22 protein-coding genes are annotated in these 20,998 nt (G+C 63.2%); 8 read left to right on the top strand and 14 right to left on the bottom strand.

What is annotated here, in order from left to right:
• Positions 1-34: 34 nt before the first annotated feature.
• The 3 genes from RFM68_RS20000 to RFM68_RS19990 all read left to right on the top strand — a co-directional run bounded on the left by RFM68_RS20000 (position 35) and on the right by RFM68_RS19990 (position 2,182).
• Complete coding sequence (locus RFM68_RS20000) at positions 35-928, top strand: branched-chain amino acid aminotransferase (protein ID WP_320234723.1); 894 nt, start codon at positions 35-37, stop codon at positions 926-928.
• 146 nt (positions 929-1,074) lie between these two features.
• Positions 1,075-1,392: a hypothetical protein gene (locus RFM68_RS19995; protein WP_320234722.1), complete on the top strand. Its 318-nt coding sequence runs from the start codon at positions 1,075-1,077 to the stop codon at positions 1,390-1,392.
• Between the two features lie 151 nt (positions 1,393-1,543).
• Positions 1,544-2,182 (top strand): MBL fold metallo-hydrolase, encoded by a 639-nt coding sequence (locus tag RFM68_RS19990; protein ID WP_320234721.1) that lies wholly within the window; start codon positions 1,544-1,546, stop codon positions 2,180-2,182.
• 134 nt (positions 2,183-2,316) lie between these two features.
• Here RFM68_RS19990 and RFM68_RS19985 read toward each other — a convergent pair whose 3' ends face one another.
• From RFM68_RS19985 to RFM68_RS19975, 3 genes are all read right to left on the bottom strand, one after another.
• Positions 2,317-2,730, bottom strand: coding sequence for a BA14K family protein (locus RFM68_RS19985; RefSeq protein WP_320234720.1), 414 nt, complete (start codon positions 2,728-2,730; stop codon positions 2,317-2,319).
• A gap of 214 nt (positions 2,731-2,944) precedes the next feature.
• A complete protein-coding gene (locus RFM68_RS19980) occupies positions 2,945-3,157 on the bottom strand; it encodes a cold-shock protein (RefSeq protein WP_006202521.1) in 213 nt (70 codons plus the stop codon).
• 237 nt (positions 3,158-3,394) lie between these two features.
• On the bottom strand, positions 3,395-3,607 hold the full coding sequence (locus tag RFM68_RS19975; protein WP_006202520.1) for a cold-shock protein: 213 nt from the start codon (positions 3,605-3,607) through the stop codon (positions 3,395-3,397).
• Positions 3,608-4,055: 448 nt separating this feature from the next.
• Between RFM68_RS19975 and RFM68_RS19970 the strand changes: the two genes are divergently transcribed.
• Both RFM68_RS19970 and RFM68_RS19965 read left to right on the top strand, forming a co-directional pair.
• A complete protein-coding gene (locus RFM68_RS19970) occupies positions 4,056-4,445 on the top strand; it encodes a Kazal-type serine protease inhibitor domain-containing protein (RefSeq protein WP_320234719.1) in 390 nt (129 codons plus the stop codon).
• A gap of 301 nt (positions 4,446-4,746) precedes the next feature.
• Positions 4,747-6,381, top strand: a complete 1,635-nt coding sequence (locus tag RFM68_RS19965; RefSeq protein ID WP_320234718.1) for a tetratricopeptide repeat-containing sulfotransferase family protein — start codon at positions 4,747-4,749, stop codon at positions 6,379-6,381.
• 71 nt (positions 6,382-6,452) lie between these two features.
• Here RFM68_RS19965 and RFM68_RS19960 read toward each other — a convergent pair whose 3' ends face one another.
• The 9 genes from RFM68_RS19960 to RFM68_RS19920 form a co-directional block, all read right to left on the bottom strand.
• Entirely contained in the window at positions 6,453-7,022 is a 570-nt protein-coding gene (locus tag RFM68_RS19960) for a dihydrofolate reductase family protein (RefSeq protein WP_320234717.1), read from the bottom strand.
• A gap of 51 nt (positions 7,023-7,073) precedes the next feature.
• Positions 7,074-7,427: a DUF1428 domain-containing protein gene (locus RFM68_RS19955; protein ID WP_320234716.1), complete on the bottom strand. Its 354-nt coding sequence runs from the start codon at positions 7,425-7,427 to the stop codon at positions 7,074-7,076.
• A gap of 180 nt (positions 7,428-7,607) precedes the next feature.
• On the bottom strand, positions 7,608-8,027 hold the full coding sequence (locus RFM68_RS19950; protein ID WP_320234715.1) for a VOC family protein: 420 nt from the start codon (positions 8,025-8,027) through the stop codon (positions 7,608-7,610).
• A gap of 156 nt (positions 8,028-8,183) precedes the next feature.
• A complete protein-coding gene (locus RFM68_RS19945; RefSeq protein ID WP_320234714.1) occupies positions 8,184-8,366 on the bottom strand; it encodes a hypothetical protein in 183 nt (60 codons plus the stop codon).
• Positions 8,367-8,458: 92 nt separating this feature from the next.
• Positions 8,459-8,848, bottom strand: coding sequence for a nuclear transport factor 2 family protein (locus tag RFM68_RS19940; protein ID WP_320234713.1), 390 nt, complete (start codon positions 8,846-8,848; stop codon positions 8,459-8,461).
• An 88-nt stretch (positions 8,849-8,936) separates the two neighbouring features.
• Positions 8,937-10,463, bottom strand: coding sequence for an ABC-F family ATP-binding cassette domain-containing protein (locus tag RFM68_RS19935; RefSeq protein ID WP_320234712.1), 1,527 nt, complete (start codon positions 10,461-10,463; stop codon positions 8,937-8,939).
• 243 nt (positions 10,464-10,706) lie between these two features.
• Positions 10,707-11,624: a DMT family transporter gene (locus tag RFM68_RS19930; RefSeq protein ID WP_320234711.1), complete on the bottom strand. Its 918-nt coding sequence runs from the start codon at positions 11,622-11,624 to the stop codon at positions 10,707-10,709.
• 217 nt (positions 11,625-11,841) lie between these two features.
• The gene (gene uvrB, locus RFM68_RS19925; RefSeq protein ID WP_320234710.1) at positions 11,842-14,970 is read right to left on the bottom strand and encodes an excinuclease ABC subunit UvrB; all 3,129 of its coding nucleotides are present in this window, start codon (positions 14,968-14,970) and stop codon (positions 11,842-11,844) included.
• A gap of 119 nt (positions 14,971-15,089) precedes the next feature.
• Positions 15,090-16,340 (bottom strand): hypothetical protein, encoded by a 1,251-nt coding sequence (locus RFM68_RS19920; protein ID WP_430694894.1) that lies wholly within the window; start codon positions 16,338-16,340, stop codon positions 15,090-15,092.
• A gap of 157 nt (positions 16,341-16,497) precedes the next feature.
• Here RFM68_RS19920 and RFM68_RS19915 point away from each other — a divergent pair, with 157 nt between their 5' ends.
• A complete protein-coding gene (locus RFM68_RS19915) occupies positions 16,498-17,547 on the top strand; it encodes a CapA family protein (RefSeq protein WP_320234708.1) in 1,050 nt (349 codons plus the stop codon).
• A 50-nt stretch (positions 17,548-17,597) separates the two neighbouring features.
• Here RFM68_RS19915 and RFM68_RS19910 read toward each other — a convergent pair whose 3' ends face one another.
• Positions 17,598-17,723 carry a DUF2314 domain-containing protein gene (locus tag RFM68_RS19910; RefSeq protein WP_320234776.1) on the bottom strand — a complete coding sequence of 42 codons (126 nt, stop codon included), beginning with the start codon at positions 17,721-17,723 and terminating at the stop codon, positions 17,598-17,600.
• A 143-nt stretch (positions 17,724-17,866) separates the two neighbouring features.
• Complete coding sequence (locus tag RFM68_RS19905) at positions 17,867-18,382, bottom strand: hypothetical protein (RefSeq protein ID WP_320234707.1); 516 nt, start codon at positions 18,380-18,382, stop codon at positions 17,867-17,869.
• A 312-nt stretch (positions 18,383-18,694) separates the two neighbouring features.
• Between RFM68_RS19905 and RFM68_RS19900 the strand changes: the two genes are divergently transcribed.
• A complete protein-coding gene (locus RFM68_RS19900; protein WP_320234706.1) occupies positions 18,695-19,312 on the top strand; it encodes a hypothetical protein in 618 nt (205 codons plus the stop codon).
• 747 nt (positions 19,313-20,059) lie between these two features.
• Positions 20,060-20,998 (top strand): diacylglycerol/lipid kinase family protein, encoded by a 939-nt coding sequence (locus RFM68_RS19895; RefSeq protein WP_320234705.1) that lies wholly within the window; start codon positions 20,060-20,062, stop codon positions 20,996-20,998.

The raw sequence follows: 20,998 nt of genomic DNA, 5'->3' as shown, positions 1-20,998 counted from the left end.
ACGATTTGCGGGCGCCCGCCCGCGGGAGGTTTCCATGGCATCCGTTCCCTTCGATCAATTGGAAGGCTTCATCTGGATGAACGGCGAGTTCGTCAAATGGGCCGACGCCAAGATCCACGTGCTGACCCACGGCCTGCACTACGCCAGCGCCGTCTTCGAGGGCGAGCGCGCCTATGGCGGCCAGATCTTCAAGCTGACCGAGCACAATGAGCGCTTGCATGAATCGGCGCGTCTGCTCGGTTTCAAGATTCCCTATCCGGTCGCCGAGATCGACGAGGCCTGCCGCACGCTTCTGAAGAAGCAGAGTTTTCAGGACGCCTATGTGCGGCCGATCGCCTGGCGCGGCAGCGAGCAGATGGGTGTTTCGGCGCAGAACAACCGCATCAATTGCGCCATCGCCATCTGGCAGTGGCCGAGCTATTTCGACCCCGCGCAGAAGCTCAAGGGCATCCGTCTCGATATCGCCGAATGGCGCCGGCCCGATCCGCGCACCGCGCCGTCCAAGTCGAAGGCCGCCGGGCTCTACATGATCTGCACGCTGTCCAAGCACGCCGCCGAGGCCAAGGGCTACGCCGACGCCATGATGCTCGACTGGCGTGGCCAGGTGGCGGAAGCCACGGGCGCCAACATCTTCTTCGTCAAGGAAGGCAAGATCCATACGCCGACGCCCGACTGCTTCCTCGACGGCATAACCCGCCGCACGGTGATCGGCCTGGCAAAGGACCGCGGTTTCGAAGTGATCGAGCGCGTCATCATGCCGGAGGAGCTTGAGGGCTTCGAACAGTGTTTCCTCACCGGCACGGCCGCCGAAGTCACGCCGGTTTCCGAGATCGGTCCTTACCGATTCGAGGTCGGCGACATCGCCAAGACATTGATGAACGACTATTCTGCCGCGGTGCAGCCAAAGCGCGCCATCGCCGCAGAATAGCGATAGTCACAGCTTTTTTATGCAACAGGGGCGGTTTTCGAGCCGCCCCTTTTATTTCAGCATCTGTGCATTTGACTTTCGAACAATTCGGCGTCTCATGATGGCGTCGGCCCGAGGAGGCTGGCGGCTATGGAGGGACTAGGTACATGGATACGAACACGCTCGTTGCGATCGTTATTCAGGTGATTACGGGTGTCATCGGCGGCCAGGCGGTCGGCGCGGCGTTCAAACAGGCGGCACTGGGTCAGCTTCCTAAAATCCTCGGCGGCGCGATCGGCGGCGTCGGCGGCGCGGCCATCCTGGGCAGCCTGCTCGGCGGCGGCACGGTTGATCCGGCGGCGGCTGCAGCGGCCGCAGGCGGATTGGGCAGTTCGCTGAACATTCCAAACATCGTCGGTGGTGCCGGCGGCGGCGCCATCCTGACCGCCATCATCGGCGCGGTCATGGGCGCCATGAAGAAATAGGCCCAGATATACCCTTCGGGCCTGCGCATGGGCGGCTTCGGCCGCCCATTTCTTTTCGAGGATTATTCGCTTCGGCCGACGGTGGACGCGGCTCGCCATGGCCTCTACATCAGGGGCCTCTACATCAGGGCGACATCCCGAAAGGAAAGCTATGGGTCAGCTCAATGCCGGCATCGTGCCGGTTACGCCGTTCCAGCAGAACTGCACCATCCTATTCGACATGGACGACAAGACGGGCGTCGTCGTCGATCCCGGCGGCGATATCGACCAGGTGCTCAAGGCGCTGAAGGACAATGCGATTGCAGCCGGCGCTATCTGGATCACACACGGTCATATCGACCATGCCGGCGGCGCGATGGAACTGAAGGATGCGCTGGGCATCGACATCATCGGCCCGCACGAGGCCGATAAGATGTTGCTCGACAATCTTGAGAACCAGGGCAGGCGCTATGGCATCGCCGGCGTGCGCAATTGCGTGCCGGACCGCTTTCTCGCCGAAGGCGAGACGGTGTCGTTCGGCAATCATGTGTTCGAGGTACTGCATTGCCCAGGGCATGCGCCGGGCCATGTCGTCTATTATAACCGCGCGGCCAAGTTCGCGCATGTCGGCGACGTGCTGTTTCGCGGCTCGGTCGGTCGCACCGATCTGCCCGGCGGCGATCATGCCGCGCTGATCGCCTCGATCAAGGAAAAGCTTCTGCCGCTTGGCGACGATATAGGCTTCATCTGCGGCCATGGACCGGGCAGCCGCTTTGGCGATGAGCGGCGGACCAATCCGTTTCTGACCTGACCCGCACTTTGCAAAAGAAAAGCGCCGCCGACAGGCAGCGCTTTGCTTGGGCAGGGAACCCAGTCTTTGTTGGACGCAATTCCAGACGGAAAGCTACGGCGAAGGAGCCGAGCCGTTTTCTGGAATTACTTCGGTCAGTTGGCGACGCAGAAATGCTGGTCGCCGTCACTGCCAGTGAAAGTGCCGGTCCGGGAATTGAAGCTGCGGTAGCGGTCCGAGCAATACTCGTACCAGGCCCGGGTCCACGGCTCGGCATAGCGGTCGGCATAGACGACGCGCGGCTGCTGGACGTAGTAGCGACGCACCGGCCGGCCGGCATAATAACCGTCGTCATAGGCCGGATCGTAATATCTCGGTCCGGGATTGCTGAGCGCGCTGCCGATCAGGGCGCCTGCCGCGAGGCCGACAACGCCGGCGGCGAGGGCGTCGCCGCCATGATGGCGATGATGGTGCCAGCGCCAGTCGTCGGCATTGGCCGCCGAGAAGGTGGCCAAGGTGGTCGCGGCAATGCCCGCGGTCAGGATGGCGGTCTTGAGAAAACGGTTCATTTCGGTCTCCTTCGCACCGGCCCGCGCATTTTTCAGGGGATGCGAACCGGCTTTAGCAAAGATTAATAGAAGACCGTGGCTGAACGGAGGCTGAACGGAAATCGGCGCAATCGATTTTTTGGAGGAGGCTATTTTTTCGAGGCTTGGGCACAACCCGTTCCGGGCAGGAGCGGCCCCGCCTGAACAGCCTCCGTCGGACCTGTCGTGAGCCGGATCAGCCGATCGACAGATTGACGGCCTTCGGACCCTTGCCGCGCTTGTCCGGCTCGGTGTCGAACGTCACTTTCTGCCCATCCTCAAGACCGGGAAGGCCCGACGCCTGCACAGCCGAGATATGGACGAAGACATCCTTCGCGCCATCATCGGGCGTGATGAAGCCGAAGCCCTTGGCATGGTTGAAGAATTTGACGGTGCCGGTCTGCGGCATGGGAAACTCCTTTGATCCCATCAAGTCAAGTCTCGGGCCGGCAAACTGCCCGAGAGGAAATTTGTCCTTTATTTTAGCGCTATCGGCAAGAGAAAGTTTTCGCCTGCCGACCCAGGCATTTGGGTGCAAAAAAGGCGCGACGGTTCGGTCGCGCCTTTGCATTTTCAGGCCTGTCCAGAAGCCTGTTCACGATCCTGCCGCATCATTGCATCCGCAAGGACAGGCTGGTTGCGACGGTCAGGCTGCGCGCAGGTTGACTGCCTTCGGGCCTTTGCCCATGCGGTCCGGCTCGACGTCGAAGGTGACCTTCTGACCGTCGACCAGCGTGCGCAGGCCAGATGCCTCGATCGCGGAAATGTGGACGAACACGTCCTTTGCGCCGCCATCCGGCGTGATGAAGCCGAAGCCTTTGGTGGCATTGAAGAACTTAACGGTACCGGTCTGGGCCATTGGGGAAAACTCCTTCACCCGTGTCAGTCTTGTGTGGTTTGCCCGCTGCCTCGCGCCTCGGGCAAATCCCGGTGGTTGCTTCGGCGGTCATGCATTCGCGCATGGTCAAACCCCCCGCCGAAAAACGGGGCTGTCAGAGATTCACACTTATCGGGGAAAGGTCGTCCAAAACGTTCCGCTCTCCGGGTCGCAAATGCCCGAACCTGATTTTTATTACACGGAACCGTGATAGTTGCAAGATGACGGTCGCGGGCGGCCTGTGGCGCGTCCAACGCTGGGCCTCGATAGACCCCGTGCCTCCATGGGGCATCGGCCAGAGACGGGCCAAGCATGGGCCAGCGCGAAGGCACTCGAATGCGGGTACTCGGCCTGATGATGGTTGTGTTCGCCACAGAGGATGCGAGGATATCGCGAGCCGGCATTGCGGCGCCGGATAGAGGAGGGGCACATGCGATTTCTTGCGATCTCTCGGCAAGGCCTGGTCATTTTCATCCTGTCCGCGCTGCTGGCGGCCTGTACTGTCGTCGTCGACGACGGGCCGCGCCCGCGCCCGCCAAGGCCGCATCCGCAGCTCTGCACCATGCAGTATCAACCGGTCTGTGCCCGGCGCGACGGCGACCGCCAGACCTTCGCCAATGCCTGCCTGGCCGAAAGGGAAGGGTACCGCACCGTGCGTGACGGTCCTTGCCGTGGTGGCGGTGGAGGCGGCGAGCAGACGTTCTGCACACGCGAATACGCCCCGGTCTGCGCCAGGCGCCATGGGCAAGTGCGCACCTTCCCGAATGCATGCGAGGCCCGCGCAGCGGATTATCGCATCGTTGGTGATGGGCCTTGCTGAAAAGATTGCGGCGCCGGTCTCCAGAGGCGGATATGGGTACGGCAAAGCGTGTGGTGATGCTTAAAGCGCGTCGTGATGAAACGGATTCAGGCGACGCGCTTTTAGTCTTTGTTTTGATGCATGTCGTTATCTCAAAACCGCTGCGCACTTTTGGGCGACATGCATTAGTCTTGAATCTCTCGCCCGCATGGCTTAGGTCCGACGGACCAACAAACACGGCAGGTTTCCCATTAACAGAGATCAGAGAAGAGCGGCAAACGCGGGTGGCAAGCCGGGTTCGGCGAGTCCGCTCGATCCTTATGTGCAGCGGGCGCTGCAGCTGCACCAGGCCGGCCGCCGCGAGGAAGCCGAGGCACTCTACCGGCAGGTATTGGGACAGCAGCCGAACCATGCCGCCGCATCGCACTTCCTCGGATTGCTGCTGCACCAGACCGGACGCAGCGAGGAGGGGCTCGAGCTCATCGAGCAGTCGGTGACGCTGCAGCCCGGGAACGCCGACTTCCTCAACAATATGGGCACTGTCATGCGCGACCTCGGCCGCGTCGCCGCCGCCGTCGATTTCTTCCGCGGTGCGGTGGACATCCGGCCGGAGCAACTGGCCGCGCGCGACAATCTCGGTTCGTCGCTGAAGCAGCTAGGCCAGTTCGACGCCGCCGAGGAGATCTATCGCGGCACGATCGGCCGCAATCCATTTCATGTCCGTGCGCGCGTCGGCCTCGCCGAAACGCTGCAGGAAGCTGCGCGCCTCGACGAGGCGATCACTCTGTTCCGCGAGTCCTTGTCGATCCGGCCAAAGGATCCGGAACTGCTTTATGGCTTGGGCGTCGCCATGATGGAGAAGGGCAAGCTGGACGAAGCCGCCGATCTTGCCCGCCAGGCGGTGGCGGTCGCGCCGGCGATGGCGAAGGCCTGGCTTTTGCTGACGCAGGTCAAGCGCCAGACGGAGCGCGACAAGGAGCTTTCCGGCATGGAGGCAGAGCATGCCAAGGCGCCGCAGGGCAGCCTGGCGCGCATGCAGCTTTCCTTCGGTCTCGGCAAGGTCAATGACGACCTCAGGGATTATGGCCGCGCCTTCGACTATTTCGCCGAGGGCAATGCCATCCGCCGCCAGGGCATCGACTACGATCCGGTGAGGACACGCAGCGAGTTCGAGGCGATGAAGACGGTCTTCGACAAGGCCTTCTTCGAGAAGCACAAGCCGAGCGACATTTCCGACGATGCCCCGATCTTCGTCGTCGGCATGCCGCGCTCCGGCACCACGCTGGTCGAACAGATCATCGCCAGCCACCCGCAGGTTTTCGGCGCGGGCGAGTTGAACATCCTGAAGACGGCCGTCGGCAAACAGTTTCCGATGAGCATACCGGCTGGATTTCCCGGAGGGGTCGCCGACATGCCGGACAAGGCCTTCGCTGAAGCCGGCCAGGCCTATCTCGACATGCTGCATAGCCGTTATCCGGGCTTCCGCCATGTCACCGACAAGATGCCGGGCAACTTCATGTTGATCGGCTTCCTGCACATGATGCTGCCGAAGGCCAAGATCATCCATTGCGCACGCGACGCGGCGGCGACATGCCTGTCGATCTTCAAGATGCATTTCCGCGGCGACAGCCACCGCTATGGTTACGATCTCGGCGAACTCGCCGATTTCCATAACCTCTACACCGACATCATGGCGCATTGGCACAAAGTGCTGCCGGGCGTCGTGCATGATGTGCGCTACGAGGATTTCGTCGCCGACCAGGAAGGGCAGACAAGGACGCTGATGACGCATCTCGGCCTGCCCTGGGACGACAAGGTGCTGTCGTTCCACGAGACGGACCGGCCGGTGCGCACCGCATCGGCGGCGCAGGTGCGCCAGCCGATGTATCAGGGCTCGGTCGATCTGTGGAAGCGCTATGGGGATCGGCTGAAGCCGCTGCTGGTCAAGCTGGGCTGAACAGCCAGACCTATGTTGCGTGCCGGATCAGGATGACGTCGGTTGAACGTCGTCCTGACCCTTTGGATGCATCAGGCGGCCCGCGCCTTCTGCTCATAGCGCAGCAAGACGTTGCCGTTGCCGAAGGCCTGTGACCGGGCCAGCTTCACATTGAGCCGGTTGCCGATGCCTTCGAACATCGTCCTGCCGGCGCCAAGCATGACCGGAACGATGACGAACTGGTATTCGTCGATAAGGTTCTCCTCGGCCAATTGAGCGACGAGATTGCCGCTCCCCAGGATCGTCATGTGATTGCCCGGCTGCTGCTTCAGGTGTCGAACCTTCGCCGCCGCACCGCTTTTGACCAACTCGGTATTGTTCCAACTTGCCGTGTCGAGCGTTCGGGAAAACACGACTTTGGGCATGGCGTTCATGCGTTCTGCCACCACCGGTGCGATCTGCGCAGCCAGCGGCGTCGGCCAGAACTGGATCATCAGGTCGTAGGTAACGCGGCCGAGCACCAGCATGCCTCCGCCCTTGGCATTGTCGGCCACGAAAGCGTTCCATTCCGGATCCTGGCTGTGCGCCCAGTCCATGGCGCCGTGCCCGTCGGTAAAATAGCCGTCGAGCGATATGCTGTTGAATACGATCAGCTTGCGCATACATCGGTCCTATCTTGAGAAATGAAGACGAGTTTCGGTGTCGGCACCCGCCTAGAGCTCCACGAACGGCTGGAAGCCGCCGAAGATCATGCGCTTGCCGTCGAACGGCATGGCGGACCAGTCCATCTTGAGACGCTCATCGGCCATCACCTTGGCCATGACCGCGTCGCGGCTTTGTCTGGACTCATAGACGACCCAGGCGAAGATAACGGTCTCGTCGTCCTTTGCCTGAACGGCACGCGGGAACGAGGTCAGCTCACCATAGGGCACGTCGTCGCCGACGCATTCGACATAGGCGAGCGCGCCGTGTTCCATCCAGACGGTGCCGGCGTTCTCGGCCATCTTCTTGTACGCATCGAGATTTGCCTTCGGTACGGCGAGCACGAAGGCATCGACATAGGACATGGCGGTCTCCTCTTTGGTGGCGGTATTCCTTCTCCTGTGGGAGAAGGTGGCCGAGCGAAGCTCGGTCGGATGAGGGGTGTTCCAGCTTGGCGCCAAGCTACCCCTCACCCGGATTGCCAACCGAATTGCGAAGGGCAATTCGGGGCAATCCGACCTCTCCCACAGGGGGAGAGGCAGGTTTCAGCCATTCACCGGCGCGTTCATCGCCCAGGCGACGCCGAAGGGGTCTTTCACCTGGCCCCAGCGGTCGCCCCAGAACATCACCTGCAGCGGCGTGACGACTTCGCAGCCGGCATCGACGGTGCGCTGCCACCAGGCGTCGATGTCGTCGCTGCCGAGATGGAGCTGCAGCGTGTAGCCCTGCGCGGCCTGATGCGGGTGGCCGTGTTCCGGATAGGCATCACCCAGCATCAGCGTCGAGCCGTTGACGTAGAGATGGATGTGCATGGTGCGGCCCTTGTCGTCCGGCGGATAGGCAAACACTTCTTCCGCGCCGAAAGCCTTCTTGTAGAACTCGGCGGCCTTGATGGCGCCGTCGACCTGCAGATACGGGGTCAATCCGCCAAGAACCTTGGCGCGGGGCGGGGTCTGGTCGTTCATTCTCGCGTTCCTCTTCACGGGGTTGATCCAGCTTGCGACCCAAAGGACGGATGAAGCGGCGGCGATCCTACATGGCCTTCGAAATATTTTTGAAGTGCCAAGGTCAGGATGGTTCGGGCGACCGGCGCTGCAAGACAATCGCGTTGAAAGTGCCGCTTATATGATCTTCGCCGAGAAGGTAGCCGCGCGGCGGCTTTCCCGCGTTTCGAAAATCTCCGGAAAGCCGATGTCCTTGCGCAGCTCGGTGGGCAGAGAAAGCAGGATGCGCTCGCTGCGATGGCGGGCACGCGCCGCGGCATACCGGTTGGCGAGGCGTCCAATGGATGACAGTACCGACATGACAATTCTCCCTGGTTGACGCCGGCATCATCGTGTCGGCATTCCAAGGACGAGGCGGCAATTCGCGATCCGACAGATCGCAGCAATCTTTTTTAGAACACCGACGCAGCCAGCGCGGTGTCGTAATATTCGACCATCTCGAGGATCTGCCCGTCGCGGACCGTCCAAAAATTGGCGGTGCGCATGACGAACTCCTCACCGGTGGCGCGGCGTGTCATGTGGATCTCGACCTGCGCCGCGACCTTGTCGCCGCCGTCGACGATCTCGACCGGGACAAAGCGCCGGTATTCGAAGTCATCGTCGAGAGCCAGGAGCCTGGCGAGGAATTCCTGCTTGCCGTGCGCGGTGCCGGCGTGACGCGATTGCCGAGGGTCGGCAATCCACCGGAACACGACATCCTCGGCGCAGTGCGCCAAGGCGCCCTCGATGTCACGGTCCGCATAGGCTTTGTAAAGATTGCTGACGATATCCACTGCACGCATGGGCCGTTCCCTCCATGGCTAAGCAACTCAGCATGCTCCTTTTTTAGCAGGCGGAAAAGTAATGCCGGCCCGGCAGGTGTACCGCCTCTCAGCTGGTCGTTTCGGCGACCGAGCGGAAGAACGCCTGCGGGTCGTCGACTTCGACCAGCCGCCGTTTCTCGATCAGCCAGAAGCGGTTGCCGACGGCACGGATGAAGGAGCGGTCATGCGAGGCGAGCAGGCAGCTCGCCTGATGTTTCAGCAAATCTCCTTCCAGCGCCTCCTGGCCGTCGATGTCGAGATGGTTGGTCGGTTCGTCGAGCAAATAGAAGTTGGGGTTGGCGAGGCGCAGAACCAGCATCATCAGCCGTGCCTTCTGGCCGCCCGACAAGGCGCCGATCTTCCTGTCCCGCATCTCGATGACGACGCCGGCGCCGGCAAGCAGCGAGCGGGCGCGCTGTTCGCCGACCTCGAAGCGACGCGAGACCATCGCCAGCGGCGTGTCGTCGCCGCCGGTGCCCGACGGCGCCTGGTCGCCGTAGCCGAGCACGGTCGACGGCGTCACCTTGACGCTCGCAACCGACCCCGGCTCGGCGATGGCGTTGCGGATCATCGCAATGAAACGCGTCTTGCCGACGCCGTTGCGGCCGAGCAGCACGATGCGATCGTCCTGGCAGATGTGGCGCTTGCCGGTCCTGAACAGCAGTGTGCCGTCGGGCGTTTCGACCGCGGCGTCCTCCAACGTGATCAGCACCTTGGCGTGCGTGCCGCGATTGGCCAGCCTGATCGCGCCGGCCGAGCGCTCGCGATGCGCGGGCACGGCCGCATCTTCCAGCTTCTCGGCACGCTCCTTGAGCTGCTTGGTCTTCACGGTCAGCAGGTCGCTGCCCGAGTTGATGCCGATGTTGTTGAGCTTAGCCGCCTGCCGGCGCAACTGCTGGGCGACTTTGATGTCGCGCTGGAACTTGCGCTCCATCGAGGCATCGACCTCATCCAACGCCTGCCTAGCGCGCGAATAGGGCAGCGCAAACACGGGCGAGTCGTCTGGGCGCAGGAACAAGGTGCGGTTGGTGACTGCATCGAGGAAGGCACGGTCGTGGCTGGCGATGACGACAGGCACCTCGCGCGGCAACGCGTTCAGCCATGTCTCCAGCTGGCTGATCCTTGCAAGGTCGAGATGGTTGGTCGGTTCGTCGAGCATGAGCACATCCGGATCGGTGACCCAGACGCGGGCGATCAGCGCCAGCCGCTGCCAGCCGCCGCTCAAAGCGCATAGCGGCCGGTTGCGCATCTCTTCGGGCACGTCGAGCGAATCCAGCACCACGTCGACGCGCCACAACTCGCTGTCGCGTTGCTCGGCAGGCAAGGCATCGGCGACGACATGGTGGAAGCCGCGGTCGAGCAGCGCCTCGGGAACGGATTGCTCGACATGGCCGACACGCAGGCCGCGCGACCTTGTGATGTCGCCGGAGGTCGGTTCCAACTCGCCGGCCAGGCATTTGAGCAAGGTGGATTTGCCACGCCCGTTGGCGGCGACGAGGCCGAGCCGGTCGCCGGCGCCAATGGTGAGGTCGAGATTGGAAAACAGCGGCGCACTCATGGTGACGCCGAGAGATTTGAGGCTGATCAGGGCCATTGTGATTTCTCTGGTCTGCCGGAGGCAAAGTCCGGCTGATGCACTTGGACGGTGCGCATACCGGCATCGGGCTCGGGCTAGCGGCACCACGAAAGGGCAGACCAAAAAATCGAAACGGGAAAACCCGGACCGTCCTGGTCAGCCCTGCAAGCAAGCTCGCAGGGCACAAATCGGGCCACGCTGACGATGGTGATCGATAAACACGCAGCCCTCCTTTCCGGGACGTTCGAGAATGGGCATGGGTTACACCAAAGGCGTGGCCGATGGCAAGGGCGCAGCCTGGGGCAACGATTTGGCACGGCGCGGAAAAGGGTCGAGAACGAGCACGCAGCCGGCAATGATCGCCGCGGCGCCAAAACCCTGAATGGGCGACATCGGCTCCTTGAGCAGCATCGTGCCGACCAGGACCGCGACCACCGTCACCGCGAATTCGACGCTGATGGTCTTGGTGGCGCCTATGCTCGCGACGAGACGAAAATACACGACATAGGTCAGCGCGCTCATCACGCAACTCAGAATGGCGAGATAGAGGAAATCGACGACACGCGGCACAGCCGGCACCGGTACGAAGAACAACAAGGGCAACGTCATCAGTCCGCCGAAAAAGAAAGCCGCGCTGGTGACTTCGAGCGAACCGACCGACCGAAGGTGGCGGCTCACATAGTTGCTGCCGAACGCCGCCGAGAACGAGCTGAACAGCGAGGCGGCGCATCCGACCAGGAACGACGGTGTCACCGGGACTGCCGGGAAGCCGACCAGAAGCCCGATGCCGGCGGTGCCGATCAGCAGCCCCGACAGTCCGCGCAGCGTAATGCGCTCCAGGCCCCATAGCCGGCCGAGGATCATCGAGAAGAGCGGGATGGCGGCGACGAGGATGGCTGCCATCGCCGTGCCGATGCGCGGCGTGGCAAAGGAAAGCCCGATCAATTGAGCGGCGACGGTTGTCGCGCCGACCGCCGCGAAATGGCGCCAGCCGGCGCTGAAGTCGAGTCGCCGGCGTGTGATCGTCGCCAGCAGGAACAGCGCGCCGCCGGCGATCAAGGCGCGCAAGGTCACCGCGCCGATCCAGCCGAAAGCGTGGACTGTCTTCAGCAGGACAAGAAACGACAGGCCCCAGATCAGGGCCAGGAAGACATAGGACGCAATGTCTCTGGGTTTCATCTTTGGCAGGTGGCGAGGATGGCGAACGGTGTGCGGAACCGTCGCCTAGCGTTTGCGCGCGTCCATAGCAAGCGGAGGCCGATGGGCCACGCTTCCTTCCCGCCTTATGTGTGAAGCGATGCGTCGCGCTGAAACGGATTCAGGCGACGCGCTTTGAGTGTTCGTTTCGAGGCATGTCGTTGTCCCAGAACCGCATCACACTTCTGGGCGACATGCATTAGTGTCCCGGCCGCCCCGTCTTGCCCGGGCGGCGCTTTTGACGGCGCTCGTCGGCCGGGTCCTCGTAGGATCCGATGCCGGCGCGTTGACGAATTACCGGTTTGTCATCGCGGCCCTTCGCGCTCTCCTCTGCCCTGGCGGCCCCCACTTGGGGGGAGATTGGCTTTGGCTTTGCCGGTAGTTTTCCTTCGACCGGCTTTTCCGTCCGCCGCACCGTCATCTCGTCGAGCGAGTTCTTCTTGAACAGCGGCTTGGTGGGTTCGCCGGGAATGCCGAAGTCGGAGCCATGCGCTTCCTGCGCCGTCTGCCTTTTGAAGAGCGAGCGTGACACTGCACCCGCCGGCGTCGGCATGTCGGTACCTGGCCCCATGTCGTCGATCGACGGCTTGGCGAAGAGCGGCTTCTTCACCGGCACGGCGCCGTCGGCGCCCATCTCGTCGAGATCGGGCTTGCGGAAGAGGTTGGGCCGGGCAGCCTTGGCCGCCTCTTCGGCGGCACGTGCTTCGTCGAGCTTGCGGAAACGCTCCTGTTCCTCGACTGTGCGATGCTTGGCCACGCCCTTGTTGTGCTTGCCCTTTTCGCGACCCGAGGCGGGACTTTGGCCTTCCACCTCGCGCGCCAGCGGGTCGTCGGAGATCGACAGTTCCATCTCGCGCAGCCGCTTGATTTCGTCGCGGATGCGGGCCGCTTTCTCGAAGTCGAGATTGGCGGCGGCGTCGCGCATCTGCTTGTCGAGCGCGTCGAGATGGACCTTGAGGTTGTTGCCGATCATCGCACCGGCATCGTCGGTGAACTGCGAGATGTCGGCGCGCACGTGATCCTTCTCGTAGACGGAGTCGAGAATGTCGGCGATGCGCGACTTGACCGATTCCGGCGTGATGCCGTTGGCGGCGTTCCATTCCATCTGCTTTTCGCGGCGGCGGTTGGTCTCCGCCATCGCACGTTCCATCGAGCCGGTGATCTGGTCGGCGTAGAGGATGACCTTGCCGTCGACATTGCGGGCGGCGCGGCCGATGGTCTGGATCAGCGAGGTTTCCGAGCGCAGGAACCCTTCCTTGTCGGCGTCGAGGATGGCGACGAAGCCGCATTCGGGAATGTCGAGGCCCTCGCGCAAAAGGTTGATGCCGACCAGCACGTCGAAGGCGCCGAGGCGCAGGTCGCGCAGGATCTCGATGCGCTCCAGCGTGTCGATGTCGGAGTGCATGTAGCGGACGCGGATGCCGTTCTCGTGCAGATATTCGGTCAGGTCCTCGGCCATGCGCTTGGTCAGCACGGTGACCAGCGTGCGGTAGCCGGCCCTGGTGGTGTCGCGGATCTCGCCGACGACGTCGTCGACCTGGGTCTTGGCCGGACGCACCTCGACCGGCGGATCGATCAGCCCGGTCGGGCGGATGACCTGCTCGGCGAAGACGCCGCCGGACTGCTCCATCTCCCAGCCGCCAGGCGTCGCCGAAACCGCGACCGACAGCGGCCGCATGGCGTCCCATTCCTCGAAGCGCAGCGGCCGGTTATCCATGCAGGAGGGCAGGCGGAAGCCGTATTCCGCCAGCGTCGCCTTGCGACGGAAGTCGCCGCGATACATGCCGCCGATCTGTGGCACGGTGACGTGGCTTTCGTCGACGAAGACCAGCGCGTTATCAGGGATATACTCGAACAGTGTCGGCGGCGGATCGCCCGGCTGGCGTCCGGTCAGATAGCGCGAATAATTCTCGATGCCGGCGCAGGAGCCGGTGGCCTCCAGCATCTCGAGATCAAAGCGGGTACGCTGCTCCAGCCGCTGCGCCTCCAGCAGGCGGCCAGCCTTTTCAAGCTCTTGCAGGCGCTGCTTGAGCTCTTCCTTGATCGACTTGATGGCTTGATTCAAGGTCGGGCGCGGCGTCACATAGTGCGAGTTGGCGTAGATCTTGACGCTTTTCAGCTCGCCGGTTTTCTGGCCGGTCAGCGGGTCGAATTCGGTGATCTGTTCGATCTCGTCGCCGAACATCGAGATACGCCAGGCGCGGTCTTCCAGGTGGGCCGGGAAGATCTCGATCGTGTCGCCGCGCACGCGGAAGGAGCCGCGGACAAAGTTGATGTCCTGGCGCTTGTATTGCTGCGCGACCAAATCGGCGAGCAGCGCGCGCTGGTCGAGCCGATCGCCGATCTGCATCTGGAAGGTCATCGCCGTATAGGTCTCGACCGAGCCGATACCGTAGATGCAGGACACCGAGGCGACGATGATGACATCGTCGCGCTCCAGCAGCGAGCGCGTCGCCGAATGGCGCATGCGGTCGATCTGCTCGTTGATCGACGATTCCTTCTCGATGAAGGTATCGGTGCGCGGTACGTAAGCCTCCGGCTGGTAATAGTCGTAGTAGGAGACGAAATACTCGACTGCGTTGTCGGGGAAGAATTTCTTGAACTCGGAATAGAGCTGTGCCGCCAGCGTCTTGTTGGGCGCCAGGATCAAGGCAGGGCGCTGCGTCTCCTCGATCACCTTGGCCATGGTGAAGGTCTTGCCGGAGCCGGTGACGCCGAGCAGCACCTGGGTGCGGTCGTTGTTGTCGACGCCTTCGACGAGATCCTTGATCGCCGTCGGCTGGTCGCCGGCCGGCTCGAAATCCGACACCATCTTGATGGCGATGCCGCCTTCGGACTTTTCCGGGCGCTCGGGGCGATGCGGCGTCCACAGCACGCCGTCCTTGTGCAAGGGATTGCCGGATTCGATCAGCGCCGACAGCGCCGCCACCGTGGCGGTGACGCCGCTCGACGTCATCGTCTCGGCTTCTTCCAGCGAGACGTCGAGGCCGGCGACCGGGTTGAGGCCGGCCGCCGTGCGTTCACGCGCGGTTGCCGCGCCGCCCATCGAGGTGCCGCGCGCGGTGCGTCCCGGCGCGGACGAGCGTTCGGGGATCTTCTTCGGCGCCTTTGCCTTCGGCTGTTTTTCCGCCTCGCGCTCAATCTGCCCGGCCCAATCGGAGATCGAGCCGGTCAGCGGCGCGCCCGTAAAGTCGGCTTGCGGCGCCTCGGCAAAACCGCCGGGCTCCCGCGGTTCGGCGGCATCGAGGAATTCGGTCAATGGACTGCGCCGCTTCGGCGCACCATCTTTCGCCGGCGAAGGCGTTTTCTTTTCAGGAAGTTTGGCCATGCCCCGAATATGGGAGGACTCGGCGGAAATGGAAAGAGCGGAGTGAAGGGGCAGGCAACGGCAGCCGGTGCTGCTGACAGAAGGCTGTCAGGAGCGGCGTCACGCCGAACCGCAGCTGCTCAATTGAACCATAGCGCGAACGTCAAAAAGCCGGCGCCACCGAACTGGCGCTGGATCTGGTCGAAATCGTCGCTGCTGAGGATACTGCCGCTTTCGAGATAGGGCGCGATGCCGGGGCCGGTGATCGACAGCACCAGATCGAAAGGTTTCGGCTCGTCGAAGAAGCGCTTCATGTTGATGCCCTTGTCGGCGATGCGGAAATGCGGCAGCAGCACGCGGCCTTCGAGAAGGTCCTCGGCCATGGTCAGCGTGGCGAGCCAAGCTTGCACCTGTTCCTGACCGACTTCAAGGCCGGTCAGCGGGTTGACGCCCTTCTGCTGTGGTCCCGGCAGCCATTCGCGGTCGTTGTCGGTCTCGGCCAGGATCGCTTTCCAGTCCTGGCGCGACAGCCGGATCATCTCCAGCAGATGGCGCCGCGCGGCCTGCCGGCGCTCCGGCTCGATTACCGGCCAGTTGACGAGATGCACCAGCGAGATGAAGTCGGCGAAGCGCCATTCCGAGGCGAACATGTTGCCGCTCATGCCGCCATCCAGCGGCACCAGCGTGTCCTGGAGCGGCAGTTTGGCGCGTGGGAACAGCATGTGGAACGAGCCGTCGAAGGCATTGCGGAAATCATGCGCCAGCCAGAAATCGGCCTGCGCCATCAGGAACTCGGCGTACCCTTGCAGCCAGAAGCCGTCGGCGCGGTCGAAGCGGAAGGTGAGCGACGGCGCGGCATCGCTCGTATCGACGCTGCCGCGCGAGAGTGAGGCCATGATGGCGGCGATGCTTTCGTCGGGCGCGAGATGGCCGTCCTCGTTGAGATCGATGCCGACGCGGGTGAGATCGACCACCATGCCGATATCGGCTTCGGCCGGCACGGAGCCCAGCGTTGCCGCGGATTTTTCGAGCCGGTCACGGAAGGCGACCAGGATGGCGCGGAACTGTTCGTAAGTCAGCGGTTGCGGATCGGGATTGGTCGGCACGGGCAATTGCATCAGCGGCAGCATGAAGGATTTCGGACTCTCGAAACCGTGCCGATGCAGGCCGCTGGCGAGCAGCTCCAGCGCGGTGAAGAATTCGCCGGCGCCGGCGGCATAGGCCGATGCCGGGTCCTTGGCTGCCGCCGCCTCCAGCGTCGAAAGCGCGGAGTTTCGGTCGGCCGCGCTCTTCGCCTCGAACATGGCCTTGGCTGCGTCCGGCATCTCCGCCCAGGCGAAGGACGCCGGCAAGAATGCAAACAAGGCTGCTGCAAGGATCGCTCTACGCATCATCATCATCGCCCTCCACTGCGTCATGTCGCGAGCATACACGTATTTGGCTCAAGGCGTCCTCCACCCGTGCCGATCAGCGAGCTTGCTTTCGGAATCGCGCCCGGCTTCAACCGGCCGGTCAGACAGTCTACAGAGGGCGAAACTGGACGTGCCCGTGTCGAATTATCCGCTTTCCTACAAACTGTCATGGCTGCTGCGCTTGCTGCGACCGTCGCTTGGCGGCGACAGAAGCGGTTTTGCGGCGTCCGCGGTGACGCTGGTCGATCCGCTGCCAATGCGGACCGTGCGGCTGGCGTTCGTCGGCGACATTTCGGCCGTCGCCAATCGCGATGCGCCGGAATGCGATCCGGCCATTGCCGCACTGCTTTCATCCGCCGACCTTGTGGTCGGCAATTGCGAAAGCCCGATCATCGAGTGTCCACGCGCGGTGACGGGCACGTGGCTCGGCACCCACCATGCAATGAGCGAGCGCTTTCTGGCGGACGCGCTTACGGCTGTCGGCATCTCACGTGACAAGGTCGTGCTGTCTTTGGCCAACAACCATATGCTCGACCAGGGGACTGCCGGTTTCGAGGAAACGCTCGCGGCGCTCGACCGGCTCGGGATTCGCACCATCGGCACGGTGGCCGGTGGACCGATCCAGGTTCATGCCCTCGGATCGCTGACGATCGGCTTTGCGGCTTTCACGCTTTGGCGCAACACCGGTGCGGCGCCGTTTGAAACGCGCGTCTCGACGCGTGCCGCCGAATGGCCGCGCGACGCGGTTTCCGGCATCGACCTGCTTTGCGCGGTGCCGCATTGGGACTGGGAGTTCCGGCATTTTCCGAGGCCGGCGACGCGGCAGTTGGCGAGAAAATTGGCTGGCCACGGCACCGGGCTGATCGTCGGGCATCACGCGCATGTCGTGCAGCCAATCGAGCGGATTGGCGACAGCCTCGCCGCCTATGGGCTCGGCGATTTTCTCGGCACTGCCTTTGCCAGGCTGCCATGGCCGGCACGCATCGGCTCGATATTCGTTGTCGATGTCAGCGCCGATCCGGTCACGCGGGGCACCATCGCCGCCTACAGGATGCATTTCTTCATGCGGCTGCGAGCAGGCGGCCACGAGCGGCTGATGCCGGTCGAGGCCCTGGAGGGATCATTGAGACGAAAGGCTACCGAGCGCTTAGGCGCGATCTTTCCCGCCCTGCAAGCGGACTGCTGACATTGCCCGCGAGTGTTCGCCTCCAAGGCACGTCCCGCGATGCATGCTGTTCAGCAATCGAAGCCGTATGTGGCGCGCATGTCGTCGGCCTCTTCCTTCGACATCTTCTTGAACATCACGCAAACGGTGAAGCTGCCGACCTGGCGACCGTTTTTGGTGTAGCCCCAGTCGGAAATATCATTCCCGGTGACTCATCGGCTTCAGCACCGCCGATCAGGGGCTGCTCTTCATCACGCGCATCGGCGATCAGGACAATGCCACCGAACAGCCGCTGATCGACAAGTTCTGGGAGACCCTGAAGGTTGAACTATAGGCGGGCTTACAGACCGGTCAGACCGGCCAGCCAGCTTGCCGAGCGTTTTGCCGCGTCCACGGTCGCGCCAGCGGCGCGGCCGAGATCGGTCTTGACCACGGCATAGCCGGCCTTGGTGCGGTAAAGCACGGCGCGGCCGCCATCGACCGACCCATCGAAGGCGACCGGCTTCGCGGCTTCCGTTTCGCTGGCGGTCACCGTTGCGCCGACCGGAGCGCTGGGACGGTGGTCGAGTTCGGGCGGCAGCGGGGCGATGGTTTCGACGACGCGGTTCGTGGGCTTCAGATCCGGTTTGGAGGCTTTCGCGGCAAGCTCGGAGGAGGAGGCCGAGCCCTTGACGCGGCAGATGCCCGAAACCAGCGGATAGTTGAAATTACGCTGGTGCAGCATCTGGCTCTTCATCGCAGCTTCGCAGCCGGCGATCGTTGTCCATTTGGCCGGCGTCTCACCGATATATTCGCACAGCTTGGCGTCGCAGTCGCAGCCGACAATGGTCATGGCGACAAGGGCGGTCTTGATCACGGTTTTGTCACCTCGAGATGCCCCCCGGCAGCCCATTCAGGTTCGTGTCGGGACCTTGGTCCCGGCGACACTCGACATCCCATCGCGCGCGAACAAGGCGGGATTTTGGCTGCGTTTGCAAAACCGGCACTGCTGCGCGCCCTGCGATATGCCGCCACCGCCCCGATTCGACGATCCGAGACGTCAAGACACGACAACGGCCTGGGAAGGTTTGAAATAATCGGGCCCGGACGGCGAAGTGCCAACTGTTGTTCCGAAGATTTTTCTTCTACGATACTGGCGGGGTCATGTGAAAACGATGGAGGGGTTTACATGGGAAGAATTGTCCGTACTGCGCAACCTGCCAGTCCAGTATTGCAAAGGCGCCTCGAGTCCACGATCGGCGGTAACCTGAAAGCAGAAGCGGTCGAGGAGAATTTGCAGACAGGCGCCGGGGATGGCAAAGCGAAAAAAGGCGACGATTATCTGGAGCGGGTGGCGAAATACGTGCCGGCCGAAATCGTGGCATTCTTCATCTTCGTCAATTCCATTCTCGACAATGCGGTCAAAAAACCTGTCGCGGTTGCCCAGGCCAGCGATGCCAAAGACGTGCCCGATGCGGTGCGGACTGCAATTCAAACGGTCACCATGGCCGGCTTCAGCGTCTGGGACATTTCACGGGTCGTGTTCGTCATCGCGCTGGCAATGACGCCGCTCTACCTCAAATCGATGAGCGATTCCGCCGACGGGACGGAGGCCCCCGGGGCCAACATCGTCATGTCGATGCTTGCCTTCCCGTTCTGGGCCTACGCTGTCGATGCGGTGGCGTTCAGGCCCTGGCATGACGGCGCGCTGGCCAGCATCATGCTGGCGATCTTCACGGTGATCAGCGGCGCCGTGCGTCCGGAATATTTAAGCGGGTTGTTCAAGCGCAAGCCGTCGAAGAAGTAGGGCGGCGGCGAACGGCCAGGGCGATCCCGCAGGGGGCTACTCGCCGGCTTGGCGAAGCACCGCAGCAAACTGCCCGGAAAGCCGCTCCAAAAAAGACAGTCGGCGCCGGGATTTCTCCCAGCGCCTCCCTGTCAGATCAGAACCGGTTAAGGCAGCAACTTCCGTAAAGTCGTCGCGCCAGGCCAGCCTTGATTTTGACGGTCCTGCCAGTCGCCACCCGAGGGCGGCGCCCGTTCCAGACCACGCCGATCTCCACCCTTGCAGGCTTCGCCCAGCGTGCCATCGAAGGTTTTTACCGGCCTTCATGGCAGCATCGGTCCGCCGTCGGCGTTGGCACGCTTTCCGCGGCACCCGTAGGTCTCGGCATCATCCCTCCAACAGGCGAACCTGCTCTCGTTCTGGGCCGTACGGGCCTCAGGAAATCCGCCTTGCGCTTTGCCTTTCGGCTGGGCGTTCGGTAGCCGCCTGAGATGAGTTGAACCTACGCCGGGTAAGGGGTTTGGGGAATGCCGGTAGCCCTGTGGATAGCGGGATTATCGGGGACCAATGGCCAAAAGCTCCGGAAATTGCCTGTCGGACCCTTGGACGGCCTGCCCGCTTTTCTGTGGCCCTTGGACACTGGAGCCTTGCCCCGCCGCCCGGTCCGCGTTTCAATGCAGGTAAAAGGTTTTGGGCCGGCAAAAGACTTCGGACGCCAGCGCGGAATCCGCCGCGCATTTTGCGCGACTTGCCTCGGGGGAGGTCAGCTTGAAGGTCGGGGTGGTTCTCAATCCGATAGCCGGCGGCGGCAGGCTCAAGCGGCATTGGGCGGAGGCGGCAGCGTCGCTCAGCAGGAATTTCGGTGATTTCGACCTGCGCGAGACGCAAGCCGGCGGCGACGCCGAGCGGCTGGCGATCGACCTCGCCGCCGGCGGATGCGATCTGGTGATCGCCGCCGGCGGCGACGGCACCGCCAGCGAGGTGGCCGACGGGCTGCTGCAGGCGCAGCATGAGACCGGCCGCGAAAGTGCGCTGGGGCTTCTGCCTTGCGGCACCGGCATCGACTTCGCGCGCGGGCTCAACTTGCCGCGCGGCATCGACGCCACGCTGAAGCGGATCGCCGATGCCGAGGACCGGAAAATCGACGCGGGTCGCATCTGCTACATCGACGACCACGGGGCGCTGGCCAGCCGCCACTTCATCAACGTCGCCAGCCTCGGCCTGTCCGGCGCGACGGACCGCGCCGTCAACGCCGACAAGCGCAAGGGCAGGGTCTCGGCCAAGGCACTGTTCTTCTGGCGCACCGTGGCGGAATTCATCCGCTACCGCTTCCAGGACGTCAGGATCACGATCGACGACGGCGAACCGGTCGAGGCGCGCGTGGCGCTGGTGGCGGTAGCCAACGGAAAATTCTTCGGCGGCGGCATGATGATCGCGCCGGACGCCGAACTCGCCGACGGCCAGTTCGACATCGTCATCCTGCGCGCCGCCGGCAAGCTCGGCCTGATCCGGGACATCCGCCTGCTCTATGGCGGATGGCATCGCAACCATCCGGCAATCACCATCCGGCGCGGACGCAAGGTGCTGGTCGAGCCATTGGGCGATGTCGAGAAGAACGGCGCGCTGGTCGACATAGACGGCGAGTCGCCCGGGCGCATTCCGGCGACGTTCGAGATTCTGCCCCGCGCACTGACGTTGAGAGGTTGA

This window comes from Mesorhizobium montanum (assembly GCF_033977145.1).
Classification (GTDB): Bacteria; Pseudomonadota; Alphaproteobacteria; order Rhizobiales; family Rhizobiaceae; genus Mesorhizobium; species Mesorhizobium montanum.
The sequence above is the reverse complement of the archived record's forward strand: the minus strand, read 5'-3'. Positions and strand labels throughout refer to the sequence as shown.